The sequence below is a fragment of the Paenibacillus sp. DMB20 genome (assembly GCF_000987955.1).
Classification (GTDB): domain Bacteria; phylum Bacillota; class Bacilli; order Paenibacillales; family Paenibacillaceae; genus Paenibacillus_AQ.
Window position 1 is genome coordinate 345,848 of sequence record NZ_LAZU01000053.1, and the last position, 26,119, is coordinate 371,966.

21 protein-coding genes and 2 pseudogenes are annotated in these 26,119 nt (G+C 53.5%); 21 read left to right on the top strand and 2 right to left on the bottom strand.

From position 1 onward, the window contains the following. The first annotated feature begins 6 nt into the window (after positions 1-6). From XI25_RS29740 to XI25_RS29785, 9 genes are all read left to right on the top strand, one after another. Positions 7-198 (top strand): Flp1 family type IVb pilin, encoded by a 192-nt coding sequence (locus XI25_RS29740; protein WP_046681424.1) that lies wholly within the window; start codon positions 7-9, stop codon positions 196-198. Then, entirely contained in the window at positions 164-862 is a 699-nt protein-coding gene (locus XI25_RS29745; RefSeq protein WP_046681425.1) for a TadE/TadG family type IV pilus assembly protein, read from the top strand. Before XI25_RS29740 ends, XI25_RS29745 begins: the two co-directional genes overlap by 35 nt. Beyond that, positions 862-3,147 (top strand): hypothetical protein, encoded by a 2,286-nt coding sequence (locus tag XI25_RS29750; protein WP_235440497.1) that lies wholly within the window; start codon positions 862-864, stop codon positions 3,145-3,147. Before XI25_RS29745 ends, XI25_RS29750 begins: the two co-directional genes overlap by 1 nt. Before the next feature lie 10 nt (positions 3,148-3,157). Then, the gene (locus XI25_RS29755; protein ID WP_046681426.1) at positions 3,158-4,147 is read left to right on the top strand and encodes a TadE/TadG family type IV pilus assembly protein; all 990 of its coding nucleotides are present in this window, start codon (positions 3,158-3,160) and stop codon (positions 4,145-4,147) included. A gap of 29 nt (positions 4,148-4,176) precedes the next feature. Further along, positions 4,177-4,686, top strand: coding sequence for an A24 family peptidase (locus XI25_RS29760; protein WP_046681427.1), 510 nt, complete (start codon positions 4,177-4,179; stop codon positions 4,684-4,686). 13 nt (positions 4,687-4,699) lie between these two features. After that, entirely contained in the window at positions 4,700-6,709 is a 2,010-nt protein-coding gene (locus tag XI25_RS29765) for a DUF6382 domain-containing protein (protein ID WP_046681428.1), read from the top strand. A 385-nt stretch (positions 6,710-7,094) separates the two neighbouring features. Further along, entirely contained in the window at positions 7,095-7,349 is a 255-nt protein-coding gene (locus XI25_RS29770; RefSeq protein WP_046681429.1) for a hypothetical protein, read from the top strand. A 175-nt stretch (positions 7,350-7,524) separates the two neighbouring features. Then, positions 7,525-7,980 (top strand): contact-dependent growth inhibition system immunity protein, encoded by a 456-nt coding sequence (locus XI25_RS29775; RefSeq protein WP_235440498.1) that lies wholly within the window; start codon positions 7,525-7,527, stop codon positions 7,978-7,980. A gap of 673 nt (positions 7,981-8,653) precedes the next feature. Then, entirely contained in the window at positions 8,654-10,204 is a 1,551-nt protein-coding gene (locus XI25_RS29785; protein WP_046681431.1) for a carbohydrate-binding protein, read from the top strand. Between the two features lie 296 nt (positions 10,205-10,500). On the opposite strand, the gene XI25_RS29790 is transcribed toward XI25_RS29785, so the two are convergent. Further along, complete coding sequence (locus XI25_RS29790; RefSeq protein ID WP_046681432.1) at positions 10,501-10,974, bottom strand: DUF2621 domain-containing protein; 474 nt, start codon at positions 10,972-10,974, stop codon at positions 10,501-10,503. Positions 10,975-11,187: 213 nt separating this feature from the next. Between XI25_RS29790 and XI25_RS29795 the strand changes: the two genes are divergently transcribed. From XI25_RS29795 to XI25_RS35595, 9 genes and pseudogenes are all read left to right on the top strand, one after another. Then, on the top strand, positions 11,188-12,309 hold the full coding sequence (locus XI25_RS29795; protein ID WP_046681433.1) for a deoxyribonuclease IV: 1,122 nt from the start codon (positions 11,188-11,190) through the stop codon (positions 12,307-12,309). Positions 12,310-12,413: 104 nt separating this feature from the next. Further along, complete coding sequence (gene purU / locus XI25_RS29800; RefSeq protein ID WP_200901498.1) at positions 12,414-13,247, top strand: formyltetrahydrofolate deformylase; 834 nt, start codon at positions 12,414-12,416, stop codon at positions 13,245-13,247. 334 nt (positions 13,248-13,581) lie between these two features. Beyond that, positions 13,582-14,019 carry a hypothetical protein gene (locus tag XI25_RS35590; RefSeq protein ID WP_235440499.1) on the top strand — a complete coding sequence of 146 codons (438 nt, stop codon included), beginning with the start codon at positions 13,582-13,584 and terminating at the stop codon, positions 14,017-14,019. Beyond that, complete coding sequence (locus XI25_RS29805; protein ID WP_235440500.1) at positions 14,016-15,929, top strand: hypothetical protein; 1,914 nt, start codon at positions 14,016-14,018, stop codon at positions 15,927-15,929. The genes XI25_RS35590 and XI25_RS29805 overlap by 4 nt, the downstream gene beginning before the upstream one ends. Further along, positions 15,930-16,858: pseudogene (locus XI25_RS29810) on the top strand (ABC transporter ATP-binding protein). After that, positions 16,855-17,817, top strand: a complete 963-nt coding sequence (locus XI25_RS29815; RefSeq protein ID WP_046681435.1) for an ABC transporter permease — start codon at positions 16,855-16,857, stop codon at positions 17,815-17,817. Before XI25_RS29810 ends, XI25_RS29815 begins: the two are co-directional and overlap by 4 nt. Positions 17,818-17,849: 32 nt before the next feature. Then, entirely contained in the window at positions 17,850-19,535 is a 1,686-nt protein-coding gene (locus tag XI25_RS29820) for a phage tail length tape measure protein (RefSeq protein ID WP_046681436.1), read from the top strand. 52 nt (positions 19,536-19,587) lie between these two features. Beyond that, on the top strand, positions 19,588-20,577 hold the full coding sequence (locus tag XI25_RS29825; protein WP_046681437.1) for an AAA family ATPase: 990 nt from the start codon (positions 19,588-19,590) through the stop codon (positions 20,575-20,577). Positions 20,578-20,651: 74 nt separating this feature from the next. Continuing rightward, positions 20,652-20,804 (top strand): annotated as a pseudogene (locus tag XI25_RS35595) (DUF58 domain-containing protein); the annotation flags it as partial. A 22-nt stretch (positions 20,805-20,826) separates the two neighbouring features. Here the strand turns inward: XI25_RS35595 and XI25_RS35600 are convergent. Continuing rightward, positions 20,827-20,973: a hypothetical protein gene (locus XI25_RS35600; RefSeq protein WP_235440502.1), complete on the bottom strand. Its 147-nt coding sequence runs from the start codon at positions 20,971-20,973 to the stop codon at positions 20,827-20,829. Between XI25_RS35600 and XI25_RS35605 the strand changes: the two genes are divergently transcribed. The 3 genes from XI25_RS35605 to XI25_RS29840 form a co-directional block, all read left to right on the top strand. Beyond that, positions 20,972-21,526 carry a DUF58 domain-containing protein gene (locus XI25_RS35605; protein WP_235440503.1) on the top strand — a complete coding sequence of 185 codons (555 nt, stop codon included), beginning with the start codon at positions 20,972-20,974 and terminating at the stop codon, positions 21,524-21,526. The two genes, XI25_RS35600 and XI25_RS35605, sit on opposite strands and share 2 nt — an antisense overlap. Before the next feature lie 85 nt (positions 21,527-21,611). Continuing rightward, positions 21,612-23,594, top strand: a complete 1,983-nt coding sequence (locus XI25_RS29835) for a vWA domain-containing protein (RefSeq protein WP_046681438.1) — start codon at positions 21,612-21,614, stop codon at positions 23,592-23,594. Further along, the coding region (locus tag XI25_RS29840) for a VWA domain-containing protein (RefSeq protein WP_046681439.1) at positions 23,578-26,119 on the top strand (2,542 nt) is incomplete at its 3' end. The genes XI25_RS29835 and XI25_RS29840, both read left to right, overlap by 17 nt.

The window sequence follows — 26,119 nt, forward strand, 5'->3', positions numbered from 1 at the left end:
CAAACGATGTTTTTTCCGTTCATTAGCAATCAGTTAAAGGCCTTTTGGAAAGATGAAAGAGGATTGGGAACGCTGGAAGTGATCCTAATTATCGTCGTGATTTTGATCATCGCCCTGTTGTTCAAAAAACAAATTACCGAATTGATCAATAACCTGCTCGGAAATGTTGATAAGAAAAGCCAGGAATTCCTTAAGTAGGCCGGGGATCTGGAAGAACAACGAGGGGAACTTCACGATTGAAGCCTCTCTTGTTCTGCCGATCGTGCTAATGGTCGTCGCGCTGCTTCTGTTTCTTTGTTTGTATATTTATCAAAAATCATTCCTTGTCCAAGCCTCCTCTGCCGTATCGGAACGCTCAGCCTTTAGCTGGGATAACAGCCATAAGGAAGCGGTCAACGGGAGCGTCCCGGAGGGGATGTATGATCCGCTGTATTGGAGGCTGACGGATGACCATTTGCTCGGTACCTTATTCGGGTGGGGGAACACGGGAAACTCAAGCCGTTTTTCCATTCCTGGCGAGGTTTCTGACGGCGGCGAGTTGCCGATGGTGAAAATGTCCAAAGCGGCTCAAGCGGCACCGCATGGCATGCGGGGGGAGATCAGCTATGACAATAAAGTGCTGCTGAGAAAAGTGAGTACCGAATTATCCTGGCCTGAAACCATAACACCCTTGGCAAGAGTCATGCCTGGAGGATTGGAGCTTCAGGTTAGTTCCCCGTCGGTTATCGTCGATCCGGTCGAGTTTATCCGGACGGTGGAACTTATGCGCTATTACGGCTCAAAGTTCAAGGGGATTGGCGGTCACCGAACCGATCCGGGGACGGCCTCGGAGGTTCTTCGGCAGTATGGGGGGCGAAAATAGTGACGGGAAGAGATTGCAGAAAAAAGAAGGTGCAAGGCTCCTGGCGGAGTGTAAGCGGATGGGTGAGATCGGCACAAGGGTTAACCAGGAAGAGATTAAGAAACACGCAGGGATCGGTTTCCATCTTTTTGATTATCGCTTTGTCCGTGGTGTTTATGTTTACGGCGGTATTTATTGACTATGCACGAATTGGGGCGATGAAGGTGCAAAGCGAGAGGCTGGCTCATGCCGCCGTCCGTTCGGTGATGTCTTCGTATGACCAGCAGCTTCAACAGGAATACGGGCTGTATGCTTTCGGGGAGACGGGAGGCGACTTGATCATGGGGAGGATGCTTAACGAGAGTTTGAGTCCCGGCGAAAGAAGCGACGCCTTCAAGCTGCTCCCACTGGAACTGGACAGCTCGGGACTTGAGCTGCAGCGCCCGATCGGCAAGTACGAAATTTTCAATCGCCAGATCAGCGAGGATATGAAGTACAAGGCTCCCATTGATTTTACATTGGAACTCGTCAACAAATTCAAGCCGTTGTCGCAGTCGATGAAGGAAGCGTCCAACACCGTCGATATATTGAAGAAGCTGAGGAAGCTCTATGACAAAAGGGAACAAGCCCTGGATGACATGCTTGACAAGCAGCGGAAAGCCGGAGAAAGCGCCGCGTCTTTATCCCGGCTGATTATGGATCCGCCGGGTTCCGCCATACCTGATGAAGACTTGGGCGGCGGTATCGGCAGCGCGGCCGACGCCGCCGCTCAGTATAACGATTATGTTGCCAAGTCGCAGGAGGATGCTGGGCGGCCTCCCGAAGAAGAGAAGCTGTATACCTCGCTCATTGAATCGTATTTATCAGGGGTGTCGTCCATGGAATCAGCGATTTCGAAACAGGCGGCCAAAGCACGGAAAGAGCACGAGAAGCGGTTGAAGGAAGCCGCCGATCTGTGGGAGGAAGCCAAAGAGATCAATGAACAAATGAAACAGGTCATCAAGGACGCCGAAAACCGAAAGGAAACTGAAGGGTACGATCAGGTGAGCCGAAACCGAACGCCGGGTTCGGACAACTCGGATCTTGGAGATGCGGAGATGATTCGCTCTATCCGGCAGCAAGCCGAGAAACTGATTCACAGCGATGGATTGATGAACGGATTGAAGGCGGAAATAGATAACCAAAAAGGCAATTGGGCATCGGTCGAAGGCCGTGTTTCTTCTCTCCTCTCTTCCATGGGGGGAGCAGGAATGAAGGAATCCGTCCTAAGTGCAAGCCGGGAGATTGCGGATTACTTGAGAAAGTACGGCGAGCGTGGCCAAGACAATGTGCTTGACCGTGAGATGGCGTTGCTGGAGCAGTTTCGTTCCTCGGATAAGGAACGAAAGGAGACGGAAAAGAAGGCACAGCTCAAGCTGAAAGAGGCAGCCAAGGTGATTGAGGCGATCAGCGGCGGAAATCAGGGCAGCAGCGAAATGATGGAGCAGTTCCGGGAGCTGCAGCGGTACTATGACGAAAGCCTTTCCTTCAATCAAGGGAAAGGGGGGGCTCCTCCTCAAGGGCAAGCTCTGCCCAGCGACCCTTATGATGCAGGGAAGTCCTCGATGGATGGGATGGATGATGCTTACGGATCTATGGGCGTTCTCCTCGAAGGCATTAGGGATGAGCTTTTTCAGAATGAATACGCGGTGCACTACTTCCAGCATTTTGACATTACCCGGCTGGCAGATGCCGTAAAGGATCCCTCATCCCTATCCAGTCTTAGTGACGAATTTGCGATATCCAATCAGGAAGTGGAGTACATTCTTTACGGATTTCATAACCCTGCAGGCAATATTGCTGCGGCCTATGGAGAAATTTTCGCCTCCAGGCTGGCCATACGGACGATGGAGGGCTTTATCGTCAACAGCAAAATGGGAAATCCGCTGCTGATACTGGCTGCTGCGATATTATACGGGGTCGAGAAAGCAATTGAGGACATGATTCGCCTGTGCCAAAAAGGCTCGGTCGAATTATCGAAGTACATGCCGGTCGAAGTGACGTACAGGGACCATTTACGCGTGTTTCTGTTTGTACACAGCAATAACGAGAAGAAAATGTCCCGTATGCTGGCCCTCATTCGATTGAATACGGGAGTGAATCCCGCGGAAAGGGGAACTTATGCTGCGGGAGAAATCGTTATGGGCATGCGTTTATGGTTTTTGCCGGGGATAACGAAAGCGCTCGGGACCGTATTGGGCAGCGGAGCCGACCGGGTGGAGGGAGGCCGTTACATGGTCACCCGTAAAGCCGATTTTTCCTACTAGGAGTTCTGGAATGAAGCGAACAGCATTAATCGGATTGAAGGACAGGCGGAGAAGAGCGGTTTTCTGCGAACGGGGCAGCATGGTTGTGGAGGCATCGATTGTGCTGCCGCTGTTTATGTTTTTTGTTATCTTTCTCATTTATATCGTTCAAATGACGCTGATCTGGACGGCTTTGCAGAGTACGGTGTCGGATGCCGTAAAGACGGTTGCATCCCATATCTATCCCGTATCGATTGCCGTAAACCGGGATTCATCCGGAAACGGGGCGGAGACGGGCGGCGGAACGCAAACCTCCCATTGGGAAATTCCCAAGCTGTCCCTTCGGGATTGGGCTTCCCAGTACAGCTCGTCCCTTCCATCGCCGGTCAATCAATGGATTGAGGACGCGGCGGCAGCCGGAGATGAACCGCTTCAGCAGTTGAAGAACGAGACAGCCGAGGTTTTGCTGGATCCGGTCATCAAGCCGATCTTAAAGCCGTTTATGCCCGGCGGTTTGCTGGATTATGATCGCATTCATGTTTCCAATGTATCGGTACCGAATCTGAAAAGCGGCGAGCATCCTTACTTTGGAATCGAGGTCAGTTATGAGCTGCCGATTCAGGTCCCGTTTATCGGCAAAAAAATCGTGCTGCAGGCCAAGTCGCAGGAGAGATTATGGATTGGGGATACCGGCGAAGGCGGAGGCGGCGGGACGGGGCAAAACGGCGGGAAGGAGAGCGGCATTGAGTTATTGGATAAGCCGAATCCGGCGGTTGCCAGCAAGCAGGCAAAGGTACGGGCGAAGATCGCGCCTGGAGCTTCGGCCCAGCTATCCGTGTTCTATAAATCCGGTCAAAGCACGGCGAAATATTTGGGCTGGAAAACGGCGGACGAAAACGGCTATATCGAATGGGAATGGAACGTCGGCTTTAATACCACCCCCGGAACGTGGCCGTTCGTTATTGAAACGGCGCAGGGTGAACGGCTGGAAGTCATGTTTACCGTAGTTGAACGGCAGTAGGGACCTGTTTGGAGAAAGGAGGGAATGCAGTGACGGTTGCTTACGCAATGTGCGCGGCGTTTTTGGCGGCGGCTTTAATCACGGATCTTCGTTCCATGAAAATACCGAATTGGATTACGATTCCCGCAATGGTGCTGGGCATGGCGTACTTTGGATTAACCGGCGGGGCGGAAGGGCTGTTGTATTCGCTTAAAGGGATGGCCGGGGGATTTTTTGCGGTGCTTCTCATGTACTTTGTCGGTGCCGTCGGAGCCGGGGACGTGAAATTGTTCGGTGGAATCGGAGCATGGTGCGGACTGTGGTTTACGCTGCATGCGGTGTTTTATTCCGTTTTGTGCGCCGGGGTCATCGGACTCGTCATCTTGATCCGGCGCAGGGAAACCTTCAAGCGAATGAAAAGGATGGCGGGGAATGCCGCAGGCGTCTTTATGCTTGGCAGTTTGTCTCCATGGAACAGCGGCAAACAGGATCACCTTCGGTTTCCTTTTATGCTGGCTGTACTGCCGGGCGTCATTTGGGCATATTTTTATCAGATTTAAGGAGGGATGGACCTTGTTCGGGCTGAAAAGGGATTTTGTGCAAAATGGAGGAACCTTTATGGTGCTGGACCGTGCCGAAGGGGTGAGTTCCAGCGAGATCAGCCGGGTCCAGAAGGAAATGATCCTTTCATCCAGGATTCCCCACATGCTGCCGCTATACATCAAGGAGATGGATTATCATGTCACGCTGGAGTACAACATCACCGGTAAAAAGATGCTTTCCCAATCCCTAAAATGCGAAAAGCTCACCTTGACGGAGTTTTACGGACTTCTGCTGCAGGTCGTTTCGGCTTTGCAGGACAGCGCGATGTACATGCTTAGACCGGAGCAGTACATTCTGGATGAAGACTACATGTTCATAGAAGGGTCGCTGCGCATGGGAGTGCTGTATTTGACTTATGTGCCGCTCCAAGGTGACGTAAGCAAGCCTGAGGAAGCGACGGGTCCCAAGATCAGGGATTTTTTGACCAGGCTTGTGGTTTACGTATCCGAGCTTAAGGGCGGCGGCGTTCAAACCTTGATGCAGTACTGCGGCAGTGAAGAGTTTAATCTTAATGGCTTAAAACGCCTTTTGATCGAGCTTATGACGGGAGAGGATGGCAACCGCCTGCGGGAAGAACATGATGGAAGTGGCAGGCATGCAGCGGGCCCCGGATCGAATGTGGGATATTCGGCCCCGGCTGTCCCGGATGGACAGGCGAGCGGGGCGTGGACGAGTATAAGCCGTATCCCGGTTGTAGCAGGCAAGAACGGTGACCATGAAGCCCGCTCTGATTCAATATTTACGTATTCTGCTCCGCGGGGGAGTCGGCAATCGGGAGGGATGGTTTCCGATCAGGATGTCCGAGAGCCGTATCCGGGTCATCGCTGGCCTCACGGTCAAACAGGCGGAAGACAGGACTTACCTCAAAGAAGGAACGAGATTCCGACATTCTCAAAGGGAAAGGTGATGCCGGAATCTGAAGGTGGGTTGAAGCGCAGGGTATTATCCGATCCGGAGAGAACGGGAGAGCGGGAAGGTGCAGGATTCGATGAAGATTATTCGGACGAGGTCACGTCGGCTTCCTCTCTGAGAACTTATTGGCTTTTGGGGGGCCTTCTTGGGATGGCCGCGATTTGGCGATTTCTATATATGGACAATCCAAGCGGGGGGATGCTGGGGATATCCGTCGTGGCTACGTGCGTCCTCGGCGTTGTTTCGGTACTGGGTTGGAAAGGGAAAATCGGCAGACTCTCCGGTTCTGCGGACTCCGGCTCTATCCCCCTAACCGGATTGGATTCCGAGGAGCTGGATTACGGGGGGGAAGCAGGGAAGAAGCGTTTCCGGTTTCAGGCTGACAAGCTAACCGGTTTTCTGCAGGGAAGAGGAAGGCAGAAGGAGGAGGCATCCGATGATGATAATTTTGGGGAAGAATGGAGATGGAATGCGTCCCCTTCCAAGGTTTCGTTGCCCTGGCGCAAGGAAAATGACCCTGAACTTTCCCGCGTGGACGGGAACGGTCCGATGCCTCGCCAGGAGTATGGCAGCCTTATGGATAGACTTCCTGCTGAGCAGAAGATAGAGGAGCGTTTCCCCGGACGAACCGACGAGGAAGACTACTACCGTTCACTTGGCGGCCGGACGGAGCTTTTGACTTCCTCAGATGATGGCGGCACGGTCCTTCTTCAGCCGGATGCCGACAGGGGCCATGCCGGAACCTTCGAGCGCCCCAATAAACCGTCTGCTTACTTGGAGGTGTCCTTTCCGGAACAGGGCGGCATGGAACGGGTAGAGCTGAATCAGCCGCATTTCATTATCGGCAGATCGGCGGAGGTCTCCCAGTATGTAGCCCGGACGGCGGGCATATCCCGAGCGCATGTGGAGCTTTCGCGAAGTTCCGACGGATACGTGATCAAAGACCTCGGCTCGAAAAACGGCACGATCCTGAAAGACGAGCCGATGGTCCCCTACAAGGAATATCCGCTTCAGGAGGGGGACATGTTTATCATTGCGGGAGACCGGTATACGTTTCATGCTTGTTGATATTGCATGTTCCGATCTATTCAAATGAAAACATTGCAGAGGCTAGATATGAGGTCACTGTTGACGATTACATGAACGACATAACTGAAACCTAAGGAATGATGCTTTACGAAGAAGAAAGAGAGTGAAGAGGGGGGGGGAGGAGGATAATGAAGATTCACGATAAAATGCAAGTTTGATTATAACTTAAGAAAGTTACTAAACACAGATGAAACTTCAGTACATTCTTGAAGTCTTTATTTTAGGACCTTAGTGTGGGCAATTACAGTGAAACAGTAACTTCCTGCCAGCATTTATAGTGAAATGTAACTATAACCAGCGGACCTTTTCCAAACATTTGTAAAGATGTAAGATTAGTTATTACCAAATATTGGTGAGGTCGATTATGTCAAAAATACTTGTTCCTCCTGAAGTTATGTTAAAGGTTTCGGATCAATTTGCTGGAGCTTCTGAACACCTGGGAATGATAACTTCTCATCTTAATACACAAATCACTATGATGATGCTCTTATGGGATGGAACGACACAACGAAGATTCTTTGATGATTTTCAAGAAGCACAAAGCGTGGCGGACGCAGTAGTAGAGGTGGAGGTTATTATGATCATGCTCAAGAAGTTTCTGATGCATATCGTGGTTTAGATGATTTAAAAAGAAGTTGGGAAGGGATGCTTAAAAATCCTAATTTAGATGCTGAACTTCGACAACTTTACACATCTAAGTTGAATGAGGTAAACGCTACAATTGAAAAAATTGAAACTATGTTTGATCCACATGGCGGAGTGTTTCCACCTAAATAATGATTGGAGTAATGTATATGATTAATAGAAAAAAGACATTAAAAGAGTATTTGACTGATGAAGAATATGAAAGTGTAGTGCAAAATGCAACAAAGTTTTCTGATATGTCGCTACCTGTGTGGTACTTGGAAATTATAGGTAAATGTTTATGTGAGTTATCAAACTTCGATTTGATTCGTTGTATTAGACAGGATGTTTTTACAGATTTAGCGACGTTTGAAATTATTGAAAGGATTGATGAACAGAATACACCCTTCTATGCTGATATTGATTCAATGGAATTGATGGAAAAGTTGTCATCTGTTAGTTCGGATATACTTTCAGCATATAAGAGCAAATTGGATAGAATGATTGAAAATGTTGAAAAGAACGACTTGATAGATTTAGCGGATATTTGGATGTTCGATGAACAGAAGGAGACTTACCAAGGCTATATCAATACAATAAAAAATAAAATTCACAAAAATTGGTGAGTATTACCTGCCTGGTGGTGGGCTACCCGTCCGAATGAATCCAACACCCACTCTATAACACATAAAATTCATGTAATGCCCATGTGAAGAATTCACAAATTTGTTAGTACGTACATCAATGCTTGAACTTTATACCCTAAATAACGCTATTCCGATACATCGGACAGGTCAATTATGGTAGATACCACCATAATTGACCTGTTTTTTGTTATCCTTGTTTCCTTGCGTTTTTTTCAAATTAAACGCAACTTTGCGAATGCATGCCCCGATGGATATATGAGGGAAGTCGATACTTCAGGCGGAAATTTGAAAGCAAAGACCAAGCTGCGAAAGTTGAGAGATATTATTTCCAATAATTTACTATATGGGATATTAGCAAAAGAACCATGAATAATTGAGAAAATTTTTTCTTATCAAGGCATGGACCGAATCCTGTGCATCTCATTTTATCGAATAGAGAAATTTACCCCGGTTATATTGCATTTTATCCCTTATTGTCCCGCTTGTCCGTTCTTGATAATGAAGGAGTAGAATGCATGATGCCGAGCAAGTCACGCCGTCAGCCGACGAATCAGACATGGAAGCGAAAGAAGGGAGGGGAACTTTCAAATCGGAGAAGTAAGGGAAGAATCGTAAGCGTTCACATCATGTATGTAAAGGAGGCAAATTACGAATGATTGGCAAATGCATGGATTTCCGTAAGCTATGGGTTACAATGTTGATTTCCGTCCTGGTTTTGCCGCTGCTTCAATTTCCGGAGAGTCCACCGAAAGCGTATGCCGCCGTATCCGGCAAGACGATGGTAGGCTACTGGCACAACTTCGAGAACGGCTCGGGCTTTATTAAGCTGCGTGACGCCTCTCCCAAGTTTGATGTCATCAACGTATCGTTCGCTGAACCGACATCCGGAGTAACGAATGGAACCATCGGGTTCACTCCATATAACTACACGGACGCCGATTTTAAAGCAGACGTGGCTTACCTGCAAAGCCAAGGCAAGAAAGTCATAATCTCCATCGGGGGGCAGAATGGGCAAGTTCAGCTGCCAAGCACTGCTGCCCGCAATAATTTTGTTAACTCCGTGACAGCCATAATCGAAAAATACGGGTTTGACGGTCTCGACGTTGATTTTGAAGGCCATTCGCTTTACTTGAATCCGGGAGACAGCAACTTCAAAAACCCGACTACCCCGGTTATCGTCAACTTGATTTCGGCCTTGCGCACGATCAACGACCATTTTGGCACGGATAATTTCTACCTGACGATGGCCCCGGAAACGTTCTTCGTGCAGCTCGGTTATACTTTCTATGGAGGAAGCTGCATCAGCTGCGACAACCGCGCAGGTTCGTATTTGCCGGTCATCTACGCGACACGCGATATTCTTGACTGGCTGCAGGTGCAGAACTATAATTCCGGCCCAATCACGGGACTTGACGATCAATATCACAGCATGGGCAGTGCCGATTTTCATGTCGCTATGGCCGATATGATACTGACGGGTTTTCCGGTTGCCAAAAATTCGAACCATTTCTTCCCGGCGCTTCGTCCGGATCAAGTACTTCTCGGTTTGCCGGCCAGTCCTAATGCAGGCGGCGGCTTCACTTCTGTAGCCGAGGTGCAAAAAGCACTTGATGCCCTAATCAAAGGCATACAGCTGCCCAGCTATAAAACGCGAGGCAGTATAACCGGATATCCGAATTTCCGCGGCGTAATGACCTGGTCCGTCAATTGGGATAAGTTCAACAATTTTGAATTCTCCAATAGCCACCGCGCCTATCTGGACGGCTTGACCCCTCCGGTACCTGATACGAAGCCGCCAACGGCTCCTGCGAACGTAACGGTTGCCTCCAAATCATCAACCAGCGTCTCTTTGAGCTGGTCTGCTTCCACGGATAATGTCGCCGTCACCGGCTACACGGTTTCTTTCGGAACGAACACCGTCAATGTGACGGGCACCACCGCTACGATTAACAATCTGACACCAAATACCGGCTACCAATTCACCGTGACGGCAAAGGATGCAGCAGGCAATGTCTCGACCGGCACCAGCGTCGGCGTTACCACCGATGCTCAAGGCGGCACTCAAGCTTGGGCTCCCAATGTCAGCTATAAAGTAAATGATGAAGTAACGTATGGAGGCAAGACCTACCTTTGCCGCCAACCGCATACATCGCTTCTTGGCTGGGAACCGTCTAACGTTCCTGCTTTGTGGCAGGTAAAATAGTCTTCAGCATTCGAACGTACAAGGTAAAGTGATTAACCAAACATCTCCCTTGCAAGGCAGCTTGGATTATTAAAAGCCCTAGCCAGGTGAGCGGGAGTAAGCGAATGAAAAAAAGGCTGTCCGTAAGATCCGAGAGAGATCTTGGACAGCCTCCTTCGTATGATTAGGTCACCAGAGATTGAGCCATCAATTTAGCTGTAACTTGTGGTTGTGCTTCTACCAGCCTACCTTTTGGAAAAGGATTGGACTTGCCTCATTAGCTGTTTTTCTCTCAAAGCAGCAGTTGAGCCAGACAGTTACTTATTAATTAGATGTTGATATGGCGCGTAGTCGATTCCTTTTTTATGAAGGAAATTCATCAGGAATTTATAGTCCCGCTTGGGTGTTGCGACAATATAACCTTTGATGCAGTGATCCCGCGTAACCTCGCCGGCTCCGCTCTCCACGGCGATCTTCCCGATCTCGGCTGCTATGGAGTGCTTGGCAATGTCCCGGAACGGTCCCGGCACGGGCTGGACAAGCTCGTCGAGAAACGACTTGGCGTCGTCGGTCCACAGCGGGCGGCTTTTCTCCACCCAGTAATTCTGCCAATCGAGCTTGGATTTTCCGTCAGCCTTCGGCAGGACTTTCAAAAATTTGCGGAACATGAAAAATCCGCCGATGCACATCAGCCCCAGCATGACCCAACCCCAGAACGCGATGGTATTCATGAACCAGGACGGCGGCGCGCTGGATGTCAAGAATCTAAATACCGGCGCAGTGTTCAGCATTCTTTATATCACCTCTATGATTTAGATCACAAATAACCTTTTTTATGAGTATAGCGCATTTCCAGCTTTATTTCGAGGGCCCGAACGCAATGCTATTAAATAAATCATTCCTCACTTTCTATAAAAACGTTCTCTACTTTTCATCTCTCCTAGATTTCTTTCGGCAATCAGGCTAAAATAGGTGATAATTGTGTGAATAAAGGGGGATGTTACATGCTGAAAATCGGTTCCCACGTGTCTTTTTCCGGACAGGGGCTGTTGACTGCGGCGAAGGAGGCCAAATCCTATGGCTCCAGCTCGTTCATGATATATACCGGCGCACCGCAAAATACGCGCCGCAAGCCGATCGAAACGATGTTTTTGGCTGAGGGCAAGGCTTTGATGCAAGAATGCGGGATTGAGGAGATCGTAGTCCACGCGCCGTACATTATTAATTTAGGATCGTACAAGCCCAGCACGTATGAGCTTGCGGTCAGCTTCCTGCAGGAGGAAATCCGCCGGACCCATGCCGTCGGCGTAAAGAATATCGTTTTGCATCCCGGGGCATACACCGACAAGGATGCCGAATACGGCATTGACCGGATCGCCGAAGGGTTGAACGAGGTGCTGGGCGGAACGGACGAAACCGAGGTCAAAATCGCTCTGGAAACCATGGCCGGCAAAGGGACGGAGATGGGCCGCACTTTCGAAGAAATCGCCCAAATCATCGATAAAGTAAAATACAACGACCGCCTGGCCATTTGTCTGGATACATGCCACATTCATGATGCCGGCTATGACATCGTGAATGACCTTGACGGCGTACTCGACGAGTTTGACCGGCTGATCGGGCTGGACCGTCTTACCGTGGTTCATATCAACGACAGCAAAAATCCGCTCGGCGCGGCGAAAGACCGCCATACTCCGATCGGAACGGGCTGGATCGGCTTTGAAGCGATTAACAAGATCGTTCACAACGACCGTCTGCAGGGCCGCCCGTTCATTCTGGAGACGCCTTGGATCGGGAAGGACGCCAAAACCCAGCGGCCGATGTACGAAATCGAAATCGCGCTTTTGCGCGGTGATGTGGAAGAACGGTTCGGTCCCGAATTCCTGACGCAGGTCGGTGAACTGGGAACTTATTTTGCGGGCGAAGGCATTGATCCGCGCGCCTTTGTCCTGGATACCTGGACGGTGCTTAAGAATGACGCCAAAGCCAAAAAGGCGGATCCCCGCGAGCCGATGGAACGCCTGTACGACATGGCGACAAACGCGGGGCTGCTTCCGGATTGCACGGAAGAACAGCTGAATCAGCGCATTATAGCTTGGCTGGCCGGTCAAGGGCAACAGGCTTAAAAACCATAAGATAGAGAGAGTAGAGGAGGAACATACAGCCGAATGGATATTCACGTCAACAAAACCTGCATTCTACGGCAGAGCAGCACCAAAACCGCGCCCGCATGCTCATCGCCTGTCCCGACGGACCGGGAATCGTCGCGGCGGTATCCCATTTTCTGCACCAGCATGGTGCCAATATCGTTCAGTCCGATCAATATACCATGGACCCGGCAGGGGGCATGTTCTTCATGCGGATCGAGTTCGATCTGCCGGAGCTTGAGCGCAAGCTGCCCGATCTGGAACAATCCTTTGCGGACGTAGCCGGCAAATTCGGCATGGAATGGAACATTTACAATACATCCCGCAAAAAGCGCCTTGCCATTTTCGTATCGAAGGAAGATCACTGCCTCGTAGAACTGCTGTGGCAGTGGCAGGCGGGAGATCTCGACGCGGATATCGCCATGGTTGTCAGCAACCATCCCGACATGAAGGAATACGTGGAATCCTTCGGCATTCCGTACCACCATATCCCGGTGACCGCCGATACCAAGCCCGAAGCGGAAAAACGCCAGCTTGAGGTGATCGGCGACGACATCGACGTGATCATTCTGGCCCGCTACATGCAGATCATTTCGCCGCTGTTCATCGAGCATTACCGGAACCGGATCATCAACATCCACCATTCCTTCCTGCCGGCTTTTGTCGGAGGCAAGCCTTACGCCCAAGCCTATCAGCGCGGCGTCAAGATCATCGGCGCCACGGCGCACTACGTGACCGAGGAGCTGGACGGTGGTCCGATCATCGAGCAGGACGTGCAGCGCGTCAGCCACCGGGATGACGTGAACGAGCTGAAACGCATCGGACGCACGATTGAACGCGTGGTTCTGGCGAGAGCCGTCAAATGGCATATTGAGGACCGCATCCTCGTGCACCACAATAAAACCGTCGTATTCTAGAACGGCGGTAACCATAAGTTCGATAAGCACCGGCTACAAGGATTCCACCATCGGAAAGGCTGACATGTACAAGGGACGCTTACTTTTCGAACCATCTCTATAATGGATGCAGACCTGCATCAATGGAGCAGCCCCAAGCATGCTGCAATCAGGATAAACATCCCGCTCCAAAAACTGGAGCGGGATGTTTTTTTGCCTATATCGGGCATTTCGTACAAACTTTTGCTCGACAAGACTCGTCATTAATAGAAGAATCGGTACAAACCGCAGGAGCGGCAAAAGGACGGAAAGCCAAAGTACGCGGTTATTATCAGATGGAGAGGGGAATCATCATTTGTCGTTTTATCAAAAATTATCAGGGATCCTGATGCTGTCAATCGTACTGTTCCTGACGGCGGCATTGCCGTATCCGCTGCAGGGCGGCACGGCCCATGCGGACGGTCCCAAAATCGAACTCAAGACGGAGCTTGGTTACAAAGGGAACATCAAACAGGACAAATGGAATCCTTTGAAGCTTGTTCTGACCAGCGACCGGGATATTTCCGGCGATATCGTCGTGCGCATTCAAAACACGAACGGCATGGGGCAGGATGCGGCCTATGTGAAGCATGTTGAGCTTCCCAAGGATACGGCCAAGGAGATCACGATCGGAGTCCCGGGGTATTTTTTCAATAAGGACAATAACGAAATCACCTTCTACGAAGGCTCCTACAAGAACGGAAAACCGTTGCCGTTTGCTTCCGGAAAAAATACGTCCAAAAGACGCCGATGATGGGCGCGCTGATCGGGGTCTTGTCCGATGACCAGGACACGATGAATTTTCTAAGCGTTCTGAACGGGAAAGGAGGCAGCGTGCTTACCGTTCCTTTGAAAGCGGAGGACATCTCCGGCGATGCCATGCTTTTGGACGGCCTGGATGTTTTGGTGATCAACAACTTTGCTTCCGATACGCTGTCCAAGGCACAGCAGGATGCGATCAAAACCTGGGTGAAATCCGGAGGAACCCTGGTTCTGTCCGGCGGCGCCGGATATGCCAAAACGGCGGCTCCTTTTGCCGATATTGCACCCGTGCAATCAAACGGAACTTTGGAGGTAACCCAGCTCCCCGAGCTGCAGAAACTCGGCGGCAAGCCGCTTAAGCTGGATGGAAGCTTTACGATTTCCACGGCGGTTCCGGTAAAGGAAGCGGTGGTGGACACCGCTGCTGCCGAAATGCCGCTTTTCGCCTCGCGCAGCCTGGAGCAAGGGAAAGTATGGTACGCGGCTTATGACGTATCAATGGAGCCGGTAAGCTCATGGGCTGGACATGCGAACGCTTGGGCCTCGATTTTACGCAATGAACTGCCAAAGAACGGAAACGTTTATTTCGGATCGCTGATGGATAATTTGAGTTACGTTCTGGACTATTTTCCATCCCTCAAAATGCCTTCTTTTCAAATGCTTCTCTGGATGTTGCTGGCCTATGCCGTCATTGTGGCACCGCTGCTGTATTTCATCCTGAAGAAGGCGGACAAGCGGGAATGGGCCTGGTTTCTCATCCCGCTGCTCGCGGTGGTGGCGAGCGGCACCGTATATGTGGTGGGATCCGCCGACAAAACCGAGGAGATGGCGCATACCATTAACCTTATCGAAATGGACGGCCAAGGAAAAGGCGTCAAATCTACGGCTTCGGCCTTGTTCACGCCGAGAAGCGGCAACTATGAACTGGAGTTTGCAAAGGGCACGTATTTGAAAACCCAGCGGATGAACGGCGGATTCGGCGGCGCTGCCGAAAACAAGAGCTTTATCCGGACGGAAGAGGAACAGACCAAACTTGAGCTTCGGGATATGCCACAGTGGTCTTTAGCCAAATTCTGGGCCGACAACCCGACTCCCGAAGAAACGGGCCGGCTGGCGGTAGAGGTGGAGGTTGACTCCAACGGGCAGCTTACCGGCAGCGTAGCCAATGAAACGTTGAATGACCTGAAGGAGGTCGTGCTTGTCGTCGGCGGCAGAGCCTACAAATTGGGAGAGATTCCGCGTAAAGGCTCCGTCAAAATCCCCAACAACAAAAATTCGGTGGTTCAAATCATGGGAGGAGATTTGGCCGGACTGATCTATCCTTACAGTCAGCAAGATCAATTTAACCGCCAGCGGGACATATTGTCGAACTACAGCTACCGTTCGGGAACGATGATGAACAGCGCCTTTGTTTTCGGCTGGAGCGAGGATGATTTAACGAATTACACCCTGAAAGGCAAAGCAATCCACAGCGATCAGTTGAACTTCTGGACTCAAAAGGTGCAGATCGAATGGGGCAAAAACGGCAAGATCAATATTCCATACGGTTTCGTAAATCCGGAAGTCACGCAGATGAACTCTCCGAATTTCTCCGTGTACCCTCATGGCATTGAATTGGGGCAAGGCAGCATGATTGCGGAGTTCCTTCTCGCGTCGGCGAATGAAGTGGAATATTCCGAATTCTCCATTAAAGGAATCAAGCTGGGCGGAGATATGACAATGGAGATCTGGAATGCCGAGAAGAACGATTGGGAAAAGGTCGAGGGCAAAAACGGAGTCTTTACGGTAACGGACAACCTTAAGCGGTACATCGTCGACAACAGAATTCGGTTCTCTATCACTTCGAAAACCCAGGGAATGTTCAAAATGCCGGAGCTGTCGCTGAAGGGGGAAGTTAAATAAATGATCGAGATCAGGGATTTGAGCAAACGATACGGCGCTTTTGAGGCGCTGAAGGGCATCAGCCTTGATATAGGCCAAGGCTCGGTATTCGGATTCGTCGGCCCGAACGGAGCCGGCAAATCCACGACCATGTCCATTTTGGCCACGCTGGCGCTGCCCACCTCGGGCACGGCCAAGGTAGGCGGTTTTGAGGTTACGGAACATCCAAAGGAAGTAAGAAAGCGGATCGGTTATATGCCTGATTTCTTCGGTGTGTACGACCAGTTGAAGGCGACCGAGTATCTTCATTTCTACGGCGCAAGCTACGGCATTCCTCGTCCGGATCGGGAGAAGCTCATACCGCAGTTGCTGGAGCTGGTCAACCTCAGCGATAAAGCCGATACCTACGTCGACAGTTTGTCGCGGGGCATGAAGCAGCGTTTGTGCCTTGCCCGGTGCCTGGTGCATGATCCGGACGTGCTCATTCTGGATGAGCCGGCTTCAGGCCTTGATCCGCGGGCGCGGATCGAGATGCGGGAAATTTTAAAGGAATTGAAGCTGATGGGCAAAACGATCATTATTTCTTCCCATATCCTGCCGGAGCTTGCGGAGATGGTGGATGAAATCGGAGTCATCGAACACGGGGAAATGATTGCCCAAGGAAAAGTAGCCGACATCCAAAACCGCCTGCGCGTGAAAAAAGTCATTCATATCCGAACGTTGGAGCAAGAAGAAGCCTGGCGGAGAAGCTGCGGGACGAACCATTTATTACCTCCGTCTTCACCGACAATACCGGTGTGCACGTTCATTTCAGCGGTGACGACGCTCAGCAGAGCGAGCTGCTCCGTCGGGTTATTTCCTGGGGAATCCCGGTTGTATCCTTTCAGGAGGCGCAGAGCAATCTGGAGGATGTATTCCTGGAAATCACGAAAGGGGGATCCCGGGCATGAATTGGAGCAGAAAAATGATCAATCCCGTATTGGACAAGGAGTTCCGTTTGCGGATGCGGTCTACCCGTTCCATGCTGTCGGTACTGTTTTATGTCCTCGCGCTCAGCGCAGTCGCAATGGGATATATTTATATTTTCTTATACCTGGGCCAAAACAATTCCCAGCGGTTTGACCCTACAACGAGCCGGATGATGTTTTACGTACTTAGCTTTGCCCAGCTGATTCTCATAGCCTTTATGGCTCCGGCTTTGACGGCCGGAGTTATTAGCAGCGAGCGGGAGAAGCAGACGCTGAGCATGCTGCTGACGACTCAGCAAAGCTCGTCCACCATCGTTTTGAGCAAGCTGGTATCTTCCCTCAGCTTTATGGCACTGATCGTGCTGGCGACGCTCCCCGTGTACAGTATCGTATTTCTGTACGGCGGAATATCGCCGAAACAGCTGGTATCGGTATTTTTATTCTATTTGTTCGTGATGCTGCTGCTCGGTTCGCTTGGCGTAATGTTCTCCACGCTGTTCAAGCGGACGATCGTGGCCATTATTGTGACTTACGGTGCCGGTCTGATTATATTCCTGGTGACAGGTCTGCTGTTTCTGTTCTTTATGGGGATAGAGCAGCGCAACTTGATGATGTCGGGAGTGCAGCCGACCGGACAAACCTATTCGTGGGTCGGCTATCTGATGGGGCTTAACCCGGGCGGCGCATTGATCAGTCTGTTCGAGCCCTCCTTCTCCAAGGAAGCGTTTATGATGCGGGGAGGAACGATCAGCAGCAAGCCTCCGATCCAGCTGTGGCTTGAGTTTGTTTCGGTATATTCGGTGGTCATTATCATCGCGCTGTGGATCGCCATCCGCCGGATTCGTCCCGTGCGCCGGGGCAAGCTGTTTGGCAAACCGAAAGCACCGAAGACGCCGAACATAACGAAGGCAGAGGTCATACCGGAAGAGCAGACCACTTAAAGCCAAAGTAACGAAAAAGGGGGTGCGCAAGGGTGGATAATATTATGCGTTTCATTGAAGCGGCCCGCCGCCGTCTGCAGCGCTTCAGAGCCGTGGCTTATGCGCTTTATGGGTTGGCTGGCGGTCTCGCGGCCGGAATGCTGCTGTTGATATTAGGAAGGTTGATTCCGATTCCTTCGATGCGGATTGCGGCTTCGGCTCTTCCCTTGGCGGGATTGGCCGCCGGTTTCCTGTGGGGATGGCTTCGCCGCATTCCGGTCAAGGCCGCAGCCTCCGCCATGGACGGCTCCCCCGAAGGTGCCGAGCGAAGCGACATGATGGTCACGGCCCTGTCCTTCATGCAGGACGATTCGCCCGCCGCGCGTTACCAGCGGCAGCAGGCGGAGCTGTACGGCGGCCGTTTCGCAGCTTCGATGAAAGAACGGATGCCGTCCCCCAAACGCAAAAAGCCGCTGATCATTTGCAGTGCCGGTCTTGCCGCCCTGCTGGTGATGATGTTCATCCCCAATCCGATGGATAAGCGGGTAGAGGCTGCCAAAGAGCAGCAGAAATGGATCAAGGAACAGGTGAAGAAGACGGATCAACTGGCCGAAGAGCTGAAAAAGGAGCTCATGAAACCGGAGGATAAACAGAAGCTTCAGGAGAGAATCGACGAACTGAAGAAGCAGATGGCAGCCCAGAAGCACCCGGAAAAGGTGCTGGATAAGTTGGAAGAGGTCATGAAAGAGCTCGAAAAAACGGCAAAAAAACAGGAGGAGAACTCCAAAAACCTTACCAAGCTCGCCAAGCAGATGATGGATCATCCGTCGCTGTCCAAGGCAGGCAAAAGCTTGCAGGAGGGCAAGTCCGAAGAGCTGAAGAAGGAGATGAAAAAGCTGACGGACAAGGTCAAGAACATGTCCGATCAGGAAAAATCCAAGCTCAAGGATGCATTGAAAAAGCTGGCGGAAGAGGCCGGGAAGCATCCCGAAGCCGAAAAGCTGAAAGAAGCCCTGCAAAAGGCATCCGATTCCCTGAAAAACGGGAAGTTGACCAAGGAACAGGAAGAAGCGCTCCAAAAGCTGGCGGAAGAGCTGGCGAAGGCAGCCGAAGCCAAAACCTCCGCGGACGGCGCATCCAAGGCTGCCTCCGATTTGGCCGCCGCCCTGGCGTCCCAGGGCTTGAACCTCGCTGAACAGATGTCGGCCGCAGGCCTGTCGGTGTCGGACGCTTGGAGTACCGGCGGCAGTGCCGAAGCGCTGGCGCAGGCGGGGCTTGGCGAGGGCACGGACAGCGAAAACGGCGAAGGAGGAGAGGACTCCTCCGGTGAAGGCCAAGGGCAAGGCGCCGGAGGCCAGGGACAAGGGGCCGGACAGGGCCAAGGCGCAGGCGGAGCGGGTGCGGGCGCAGGCGCCGGCCAAGGAGGCGGTTCAGGCCAGGGAGTCGGCGCCGGTTCCGGTGCGGGGTTAGGCTCCGGAGGCCGCGAATTGGTGACCACCCCCCGAGACCTTAAAGGGAGCGGCAACGTCAAGAATGACAAAGGCCCCTTGACGGGCAAAGGCGGCGAAATTCAGAAAGGCGGCGTCTCCCCTACCCTTCCGGGCAGCTCCAGGCCGTATGAGGAAGTATACAAGGATTATGCGGCGGAAGCCCGCAGATCCCTCGGCCGAAGCCAGCTGCCGGATCAAATGCAGGGGCTGGTGGAGGATTACTTCACCCAAATCAACCCCAATCCGTGACCCGACACGTACTGAAACGCAAATAGAACGATAAAGAGAGGTAGGGCGGTCCATGTCTGAAATTACAGTGAAACCGCAGGAATGGATGGAAAAAATATCGAGGCTGAGAGCCCAGATCGGTGAAGTGATCGTCGGCCAGGATGAAGTCGTGGAGCAGATGCTCTGGTGCATTTTTGCCGGCGGCCACGCCCTTCTTGAAGGGATTCCGGGACTGGGGAAAACCATGCTCGTCCGCACGGTGTCCGAAGCGCTGGATCTGTCCTTTTCAAGGATCCAATTCACGCCCGACCTGATGCCGAGCGACATCACGGGAACGAATATTTTGTCTTTCGGCCAGCAGGGAAACACCGGGATGTCCTTTCAGAAGGGGCCTTTATTCAGCAGCATCGTTTTGGCTGACGAGATCAACCGGGCGACCCCGAAAACGCAAAGCGCGCTGCTGGAAGCCATGCAGGAGAAAACGGTAACCGTAGGCAGCGAAACCCATCGTTTGCCGAAACCGTTTTTCGTGCTTGCTACCCAGAACCCGCTGGAAAACGAAGGGACGTATCCGCTGCCTGAGGCGCAGCTGGACCGCTTTCTCCTGAAAATAGAAGTTTCCTACCCGAGCGCCGAGGAGTTGAAGGAAATCGTAAGACGGACCACCTCTTCGCATGAAATTCAGGTACAGAAGCAGCTTTCGGCGGAAGAGCTGCTGGACATACAGCATGCAGCCAAGGAGGTGCTCGTGGCGGAGGAAGTGCTGGACTATGCGGTCAAGCTGCTCATGATGACGCATCCGGAGGAAGCTGCGGCACCGGAAGCAGTTCGTAAATATGTGCGTTTCGGCTCCGGTCCCCGCGGAGTTCAGTCCATCATTTCGATCGGCAAGGTCCGGGCGCTGTTCAACGGACGAATGCATCTGTCGACGGGAGATATCCGGGCCGCGGCGCTTCCGGCGCTGCGCCACAGGTTGTTCTTGAATTTTGAAGGACAGGCCATGGGGGTTACGACGGACAGCGTCATTCAGGAAGTGCTGAATAAGCTGGAGGGAACGGCGTGAGCGGGGCCGGGCATCTGCTTCCTCCCGAGTGGCTGACCCGTCTGGAGCGGCTCAGCCTGGGGGCAAGAACCCGGGTGGCCGGCACGCTGCAAGGAAAGCGGCGTTCACGCCGCCTCGGTTCTTCGCTGGAGTTTGCGGATTACCGCCTCTACACCCCGGGAGACGATGTACGGCGCTTTGACTGGGGCGTCTATTCCAGAACGGGAAAAGCCTTCGTGAGGCAGTTTATGGACGAACAGGAGCTGATGGTCAGCATTTATCTGGACTGCTCCGCCTCCATGACAGCTGCGGAATCCCGGGCTTTTCCGGCTCCTCCCCGGAGGGGCCGTCCGGAACGGATAAGGACGGCGCCAAATGGAAGCTGGCCCGGCAGCTCGCGGCAAGCATCGGGTACATGGCGCTTTCCTCCTATGACAGACTGCAGGTCGCTTGTTACAGCCGCACGCTGGATTCGAGGCTTCCGGTGCTTCGCGGAAAAGGGGCGGCCCACCGCTTGTTTACCCACCTGCAGCAGGCTCCGGTCGGAGGAGACGGCAGCCTGGCGGCCGCGTTGTCGGTACCGGGCGCACTGCCGCGGCTTCCGGGCATGACCTGGATCATCTCCGATTTTTGGCTGGAAGGCGGGGAGGAGGAGCTTTCGCGTTCCCTATCCCTTTTATCCGGTGCGGGCCAGGAGACGGTGCTTGTTCATATCCTGTCAAGAGAAGAATTGGAGCCGCGTCTGTCGGGAGACCTGCGCCTGGTGGACATCGAAACGGGGACCGGCAAGGAAGTCGCGGTAACCGGGCGCGTGCTTGAGGCTTATCGGGAGGAACTGGAGCGCTATCGGCAAATGCTGGCGCGGGTATGCGCGGAGCGAGGCATGACTTATGTTCTGATCCCTGACGATATGCCGCTCCAGGAAGCGGTGTTCGGCATTCTGGCGGGTGCCGGATTGGTGAAAGGATAGAAGCTTTCGGGTTCGGTCCTCTATAATGACTGGACGGGAAACCGGCGCTTTTTTCGGAGCCGCGGGCTGAAGGAGGAGAACTTTTTTGGGAATTCAATCATGGCTCAGTTTATGGTTCGGGCTTACGCTGCCGGCCATCGTGCTGATGTATTTGTTTAAGCGAAAATACGTGGATACAACGGTGCCCAGCCACCTTCTGTGGAACCGGGTTTTGCGCAATCTGGAAGCCAACCGGCCTTGGCAGAAGCTGCAAAACCGGCTTCTGCTGTGGCTTCAGCTGCTGGCGGCCGCGCTGCTCGTTTTTGCGCTGATGCAGCCTTTTTTGAAGGTGTCCGGATCCGGCAGCCAGCACATCGTCATCGTGGCGGATACCTCCGGCAGCATGAGCGTTCAAGTGGAGCGGGAAAAGGGGGCCGCTGACCCGAGCCAAGTCTTTACCCGGCTCTACCTCTTGAAAGAGCGTATCAAGGACTACGTGAAAAATCAGGGGAAAGGCAGCGATATCACGGTGCTGGCCGTAGGAGCGCGGCCCGTTACCCTGGTTTCCCGCGAAGCGGACAGGGATACGATACAAAAGGCGGTTGACGGAATGGAGCCGTATTTCGGGCAGGCTTCTTACAGGGAGACGCTCTCCCTTGCTTCGGCATTGACCCGTGAAGAGCAGGATGCGGAAGTGGTGGTGTTTACGGACGGGCAGTGGAAGGAGGATCCGGCTCAAATCGCGTATAACGTGCCGGTGTCGGTGGAGAAAATATCCGGCGGCGCGCCGGTCAACTTGACGGTGGAGCAATTCGGCATTTCCAGCCGGGACGGAGCCGGAGCGGTTCATACTGCCGTGGCGGTCATCAGCAGCAGCGCAAGCCAGCCCGAAGCGGCCGAGGTCAGTCTGTACGGAGACGGGAAGCTTTTAACGACCAGGGAGGTCGAGGTGCAATCCGGGAGCAAGGCGACCGTGACCTTCCCGGATTTGCCGTTTGCGGAAGCCTACCGGCTGGAAGTGTCAGGAGAAGACGATTATTCCGCCGACAATGAGGCCTATGCTTTTGGTCAAAAGCATGGCACCTCGCGCGTACTCCTGCTGACTTCAGGCAACCTGTTTCTGGAGAAGGCGCTGCAGTTGAACGGAGCCGAGGTTACCCGGATCACGGTCGATCAGGCAGGCAAATCAGGCAGCGGAGAAGAAGGGGACGGTCAAGCGGTCCCTGTTCCGGAAGGAAAATTCGATTTGATCGTGATGGATGGGCCGGTACCGGACAGCTTCCGGGCAGGCGAATGGGCCGCATTAATCGCCAATTCTCCGCTGTGGACATTCGGAACCGACGGGGAAAAGAAAGCCAATCCGGGAGGACGTCCGGTGATCCTCCATCATCCCGTTACTTCGTACGTGACGTTGTCGGGCGTATATATCGGCACGTTGGTTGACGGGAAGCCATCCTGGGGCGATCCGGTGATGAAGCTCGGCGACACGCCGATCGTATATGCCGGCAAGGAAGGGGGATACCCGCGCTTGTCCTTTGGATTCCTGCTGCAGGACAGCGATCTGCCGCTATCCCCTGAGTTTCCGGTGCTGGTTCATAATGCGCTGAAATGGATGGCCTCCGGCAATGGTACGGGTCTTGGGCGTTACATGGCGGGGGCGGCGGCGGATATTCCGATTTCGGTGGATACGGTGAAGGCCAATTGGATCCCGAAAGAGGGTCTTGCGCTGCAGACGGGCTTCCGCCCGGCAGAGCCGGCGCGGACCGACAAAGGCTACTCTGCCGCACAAACGGTGCCGGAGGTGCCGGGGTTGTACGTTTTTGAACAGGAAAATAAAGCAGGGGACAAGGTCAGCCACTGGGTTTCGGTAACGCCGGATTCGTTTGAGGGCGAATTAACGGCGGGTCAGGGCCCGGCCGTCAGCCAGGATGAAGCGGGAACATCTGCCGGCGGGGAAGAGAAGAAAGGCTCGGGAGGCCAAAGCGGCGCTGGGACTTCCGCTGCCCCTCTGATGCCTTGGCTTGCCGCTCTGGCACTGGCCGTCATTGCCGCGGAATGGGGGGTGTACCAGCGTGGGCGTTCAATTTAGTTACCCGTGGCTGTTACTGCTGTCGATACCGGCCGCAGCCTTTCTCTTCTATGCTTACCGCTCGGATTTCCGTCTGGGCGGGTTCCGTAAGAAACTTGCGCTCTCGATCAGGGCTGTTGTGATCCTTCTGCTGATCCTGATGCTGTCGGGCCTTCACGGCTTTACGGTGCTTAAAGACAAGCAGGTCGTATATTTGGCTGACCGGTCCGACAGCATGGGAGATTCAACTCGTCTGGGACAGTGGATCAGACAATCTCTTGCGGCCAAAGGCGAGAAAGACGGCACGGCCGTCGTGTCGGTCGGACTTGAGGGAGCCGTGGAGCGCAAGCTGTCGGCAGCCGAGGATGCCGGAGCTTCCCTCAATGCGTCCGTCGAGGGGAAATTTACGGGACTGGAAGCGGGGCTTCAGCTAGCAGCCAATTTATTCGAAGGACGGGCCGATTCGCGGATCGTCCTGCTCTCCGACGGGGAGGAGAACGTCGGGAGCATGGCCGCGGCGGGAAGACTGCTAAAGGATCGCGGCATCGCGGTGGATGTTCTTCCGGTTCCGGGCCGGGAAATCCGGGACGCCGCCGTCGAGGAGCTGAAGGTGCCGGACAAGCTATATCAAGCGGAAGCCTTTTACGTCGAGGTGCTCATCAAAAGCACCTTCAAAACGGCGGGGGAGCTCCGCATTTATGAAGATACCCGGGAAATCGGAAGGCAACGGGTCGAACTGTCCGTGGGCGAAAACCGTTTCGCGGTAAAAGGGTTGGCGAAATCCCCGGGCCTGCACCGCTACCGCGCGGAAATCTTCATGGACGGCGACGAATCCTCCGCGAACAATGCGGGATTCGATTTTACCCGTGTCGATGGACCGCCGAGGGTGCTTATCGTTGAAGGAAAGCCGGGAACCTCGGGCAACATCACGGCGGCCCTGCAATCGGGGATGATCGGGACGGAAGTGATTCCGCCGCAGATGCTGCCGCTGGAGGCGGCCAAGTATGCGCTCTATGACAGTATCATTTTCAATAATGTCTCTGGCAGCGATGTCGGCGGCAAGCAGATGGAACTCATCGAGCAGGCGGTCCGCAGCTTCGGCATCGGGTTCATGATGTCCGGGGGAGAAGACAGTTTCGGCATGGGGGGATACTTTAAGACGCCGATCGAGAAGGCTCTCCCGGTATCGATGGAACTGGAGGGCAAACGGGAAATTCCGTCCCTCGGATTGATACTGGTCATCGACCGCTCGGGCAGCATGAGCGGCAGCAAAATGGAGCTTGCCAAGGAATCCGCCATGCGCACCGTCGAACTAATGCGTTCCAAGGACACGGTCGGCGTTGTCGCTTTTGACGACAGCGCGTGGTGGGTCGTACCTCCGCAAAAGCTGGGGGATAAAAAGGACGTGCTGGAGGCCATTCAGGGCATCCAGAGCGCGGGAGGGACGAACATCTATCCCGCCGTTTCCTCGGCGCTGGACGAAATGCTGGCCATAAAAACGCAGCGGAGACATATCATTCTGATGACCGACGGGCAATCCGCCATGAATTCCGGTTACGGCGATCTGACGGATACGATGGTGAAGAATAAAATCACGCTGTCCTCGGTCGCCGTCGGCGCGGACTCGGATACGGCACTGCTGCAGTCGCTTGCCGACGCGGCAAAGGGACGGTACTACTTCGTTGAAGACGAAACGACGCTGCCGGCCGTATTCAGCCGCGAGGCGGTGATGATGGCCAAATCGTATATCGTGGACAAACCGTTTATACCGGCTATTCAGAACGCCGGGGATTGGGAGCCTTTGTTCGGCAACGGCGTTCCGGGCCTGTTGGGATATGTGGCGGCAACGCCGAAATCCTCTTCCCAGGTCGTGCTGACGAGCCCGGAACCGGATCCCGTTCTTGCCCGGTGGCAGTATGGATCCGGGAGAACGGTCGCCTGGACGAGCGACTTGACCGGGAAATGGTCCAGGGAATGGGTTTCGTGGGGGGCTTTTGCGGACACGTTGACCGAAATCGTGAAATGGACGTTTCCGCAGTTCGCGTCATCCCCGTATGAGGTCACGACGGAAGCGGCGGGCAACCGGGTCAATCTGCAGGTCGAGACGGACGGCGAGAATCCGCCCGAAAAGCTGATCGCGACCGTTACGGGCGATGAAGCCGGCGAACGGAAGGTCGAGCTGATTCAGGAAGCACCCGGCCGCTACACCGGTCAGGTGGATGTATCGAAGCCGGGCGCCTTCCTGATGTCGCTGGAGGATGCCACCGGCGGCGGGGGTTCCGTCAAGGTGGCTCCAGGCACGGGCTTTGTCGTTCCTTACTCGCCGGAGTACCGGATCTCTTCCGGGACTGGCGAGGAGGGGCTGAAGCAACTGGCCGAGCTTACCGGCGGCCGGGTGCTGGACTGGGAGAAGCCGGAAGCGGTCTTCGACCGGGAGGCGACCTCCCGGCGGGTGCTCCATGACTGGAGCTACCCGCTGCTCGCGGCGGCCCTTCTGCTGTGGGTCGCCGACATCGCCGTGCGGCGCCTGGCCCTGCCATGGGCCG

What these genes read in the sequence shown, in the direction of transcription:
- XI25_RS29740 (WP_046681424.1), top strand. Translation starts at nt 7, where the DNA reads ATGTTTTTTCCGTTCATTAGCAATCAGTTAAAGGCCTTTTGGAAAGAT.
- XI25_RS29745 (WP_046681425.1), top strand. Translation starts at nt 164, where the DNA reads ATGTTGATAAGAAAAGCCAGGAATTCCTTAAGTAGGCCGGGGATCTGG.
- XI25_RS29755 (WP_046681426.1), top strand. Translation starts at nt 3,158, where the DNA reads ATGAAGCGAACAGCATTAATCGGATTGAAGGACAGGCGGAGAAGAGCG.
- XI25_RS29770 (WP_046681429.1), top strand. Translation starts at nt 7,095, where the DNA reads ATGTCAAAAATACTTGTTCCTCCTGAAGTTATGTTAAAGGTTTCGGAT.
- XI25_RS29775 (WP_235440498.1), top strand. Translation starts at nt 7,525, where the DNA reads ATGATTAATAGAAAAAAGACATTAAAAGAGTATTTGACTGATGAAGAA.
- XI25_RS29785 (WP_046681431.1), top strand. Translation starts at nt 8,654, where the DNA reads ATGATTGGCAAATGCATGGATTTCCGTAAGCTATGGGTTACAATGTTG.
- XI25_RS29790 (WP_046681432.1), bottom strand. Translation starts at nt 10,974, where the DNA reads ATGCTGAACACTGCGCCGGTATTTAGATTCTTGACATCCAGCGCGCCG.
- XI25_RS29795 (WP_046681433.1), top strand. Translation starts at nt 11,188, where the DNA reads ATGCTGAAAATCGGTTCCCACGTGTCTTTTTCCGGACAGGGGCTGTTG.
- purU (WP_200901498.1), top strand. Translation starts at nt 12,414, where the DNA reads ATGCTCATCGCCTGTCCCGACGGACCGGGAATCGTCGCGGCGGTATCC.
- XI25_RS29805 (WP_235440500.1), top strand. Translation starts at nt 14,016, where the DNA reads ATGATGGGCGCGCTGATCGGGGTCTTGTCCGATGACCAGGACACGATG.
- XI25_RS29815 (WP_046681435.1), top strand. Translation starts at nt 16,855, where the DNA reads ATGAATTGGAGCAGAAAAATGATCAATCCCGTATTGGACAAGGAGTTC.
- XI25_RS29825 (WP_046681437.1), top strand. Translation starts at nt 19,588, where the DNA reads ATGTCTGAAATTACAGTGAAACCGCAGGAATGGATGGAAAAAATATCG.
- XI25_RS35605 (WP_235440503.1), top strand. Translation starts at nt 20,972, where the DNA reads ATGGCGCTTTCCTCCTATGACAGACTGCAGGTCGCTTGTTACAGCCGC.
- XI25_RS35600 (WP_235440502.1), bottom strand. Translation starts at nt 20,973, where the DNA reads ATGTACCCGATGCTTGCCGCGAGCTGCCGGGCCAGCTTCCATTTGGCG.